Annotated in this window: 3 protein-coding genes; all 3 read left to right on the top strand. The window is 60.6% G+C overall.

Annotation, left to right across the window (positions count from 1 at the left end):
* Positions 1 to 52 precede the first annotated feature (52 nt).
* The 3 genes from VGO04_RS27560 to ahcY all read left to right on the top strand — a co-directional run bounded on the left by VGO04_RS27560 (position 53) and on the right by ahcY (position 2,311).
* A complete protein-coding gene (locus VGO04_RS27560; RefSeq protein WP_327499155.1) occupies positions 53 to 454 on the top strand; it encodes a PTS sugar transporter subunit IIA in 402 nt (133 codons plus the stop codon).
* Positions 454 to 744 carry an HPr family phosphocarrier protein gene (locus tag VGO04_RS27555; RefSeq protein WP_327499154.1) on the top strand — a complete coding sequence of 97 codons (291 nt, stop codon included), beginning with the start codon at positions 454 to 456 and terminating at the stop codon, positions 742 to 744. Before VGO04_RS27560 ends, VGO04_RS27555 begins: the two co-directional genes overlap by 1 nt.
* A 166-nt stretch (positions 745 to 910) precedes the next feature.
* Complete coding sequence (gene ahcY, locus VGO04_RS27550; protein ID WP_327499153.1) at positions 911 to 2,311, top strand: adenosylhomocysteinase; 1,401 nt, start codon at positions 911 to 913, stop codon at positions 2,309 to 2,311.
* Positions 2,312 to 2,415: the final 104 nt, after the last annotated feature.

Raw genomic sequence — 2,415 nt, 5'->3', positions numbered from 1 at the left:
TGCGATATCTGGCCATCAGTGAATTGCGTGTGCAGTTGGAGCGAAGATACCCATGATCGGACTTGTGCTTGTCACCCATGGCAAGCTGGCTGAGGAATTTCGACTTGCGCTTGAGCATGTCGTCGGTCCGCAAAAAGCTATAGAGACCGTCTGCATCGGCCCCGAGGACGACATGGACCAGCGTCGGCAGGACATCCTCGACGCGGTGACCAATGTCGACGAAGGCCACGGCGTCATCATCCTGACCGACATGTTCGGCGGGACGCCCTCCAACCTCGCCATCTCCGTCATGCGCAGCGGCACGGTCGAAGTCATTGCCGGCGTCAACCTGCCGATGCTGATCAAGCTTGCCGGCGTGCGTGGCGAAAGCGACATGGACAAGGCGCTGGTCGAAGCGTCGGAAGCCGGACGGAAGTACATCAACGTCGCCAGCCGCGTCCTGAGTGGAAAGTAATGGATCATCGCCCCGACATGTCGCTGACGCGCGAACTCTTGATCATCAACAAGCGCGGCCTGCATGCGCGGGCATCGGCGAAGTTCGTGCAGACCGTCGAAGCCTATGACGCCGAGATCAGCGTGTCGAAAGACGGCATGACCGTCGGCGGAACCTCGATCATGGGACTGATGATGCTGGCGGCCAGCACCGGCTGCAGCATCTGTGTCACCGCCAGCGGCGCACAGGCCGAAGAAGCGATGAACGCGCTCGATGCGCTGGTCGCCGACAAGTTCGGCGAAGAAATCTGAACGACAATATAAAGATATAAAGACTTCTTTATATCGAGGTTGCCCTCCTTCCTGAATCCTGATAGATCGGTCGCACTCTCACCGCGTCGACAGGCGTGGGAGGCATAGTCGCGCCGCGAAACGGCCAAGGGCCGCGCGGCTTGAAGAGATCAGCCCGGAGAACTCCATGACCACCACTCAGGACTATATCGTCGCCGACATCGGTCTTGCCGATTTCGGACGCAAGGAAATTGCGATCGCTGAAACGGAAATGCCGGGCCTGATGGCCTGCCGCGAAGAGTTCGGCGCTGCAAAGCCGCTGAAGGGCGCGCGCATCACCGGCTCGCTGCACATGACCATCCAGACCGCCGTCCTCATCGAGACGCTGGTCGCACTCGGCGCCGACGTTCGCTGGGCATCCTGCAACATCTTCTCGACCCAGGACCACGCTGCCGCAGCGATCGCCGCAAGCGGCGTCCCGGTCTTCGCCGTCAAGGGCGAAACGCTTGAAGAATACTGGACCTACACGGACAAGATCTTCCAGTGGACCGACGGCGGCGTCTCCAACATGATCCTGGACGATGGCGGCGACGCCACCATGTACATCCTGCTCGGCGCCCGCGCCGAAGCCGGCGAAAACGTGCTCTCGAACCCGGGCTCCGAAGAAGAAGAAATCCTCTTCGCACAGATCAAGAAGCGCCTCGAGGCTTCGCCGGGCTTCTTCACCAAGCAGCGCGACGCCATCAAGGGCGTGACCGAAGAAACCACCACCGGCGTCAATCGTCTCTACCAGCTCCAGGCCAAGGGCCTGCTGCCGTTCCCGGCAATCAACGTCAACGATTCGGTCACCAAGTCGAAGTTCGACAACAAGTACGGCTGCAAGGAATCGCTGGTTGACGGCATTCGCCGCGGCACCGACGTGATGATGGCCGGCAAGGTTGCCGTCGTCTGCGGTTACGGCGACGTCGGCAAGGGCTCGGCAGCTTCGCTCTCGGGCGCCGGCGCCCGCGTCAAGGTCACCGAAGTCGACCCGATCTGCGCGCTGCAGGCTGCCATGGACGGCTTCGAAGTCGTTCAGCTCGAAGACGTTGTCTCCTCGGCCGACATCTTCATCACGACGACCGGCAACAAGGACGTCATCCGCATGGACCACATGCGCGAGATGAAGGACATGGCGATCGTCGGCAACATCGGCCACTTCGACAACGAGATCCAGGTCTCGGCGCTTCGTAACCTGAAGTGGACGAACATCAAGCCGCAGGTCGACATGATCGAGTTCCCGAAGGGCAACCGCATGATCCTTCTGTCGGAAGGTCGTCTGTTGAACCTCGGCAACGCCACCGGCCACCCATCCTTCGTGATGTCGGCATCGTTCTCCAACCAGGTGCTGGCTCAGATCGAGCTGTTCACCAAGGGCGCGAACTACAAGAACGAAGTCTACGTCCTGCCGAAGGCACTCGACGAGAAGGTTGCACGTCTGCACCTGAAGAAGCTCGGCGCCAAGCTCTCCGAGCTGTCGCAGGAACAGGCCGACTACATCGGCGTCGGTCAGCAGGGCCCGTTCAAGGCTGAGCACTACCGGTACTAATCCTTACCCGGGCAATCCACAACATCTTGTGGCCGCGTTCTTGACAAGAGAGCGCGGCCGCTTTTTTGGGCGCCTCCCTTCCCGACGATTCGACGAGGAAGTAT

This window comes from Ensifer sp. (genome assembly GCF_035999185.1).
Taxonomy (GTDB): domain Bacteria; phylum Pseudomonadota; class Alphaproteobacteria; order Rhizobiales; family Rhizobiaceae; genus Ensifer.
The sequence above is the reverse complement of the archived record's forward strand: the minus strand, read 5'-3'. Positions and strand labels throughout refer to the sequence as shown.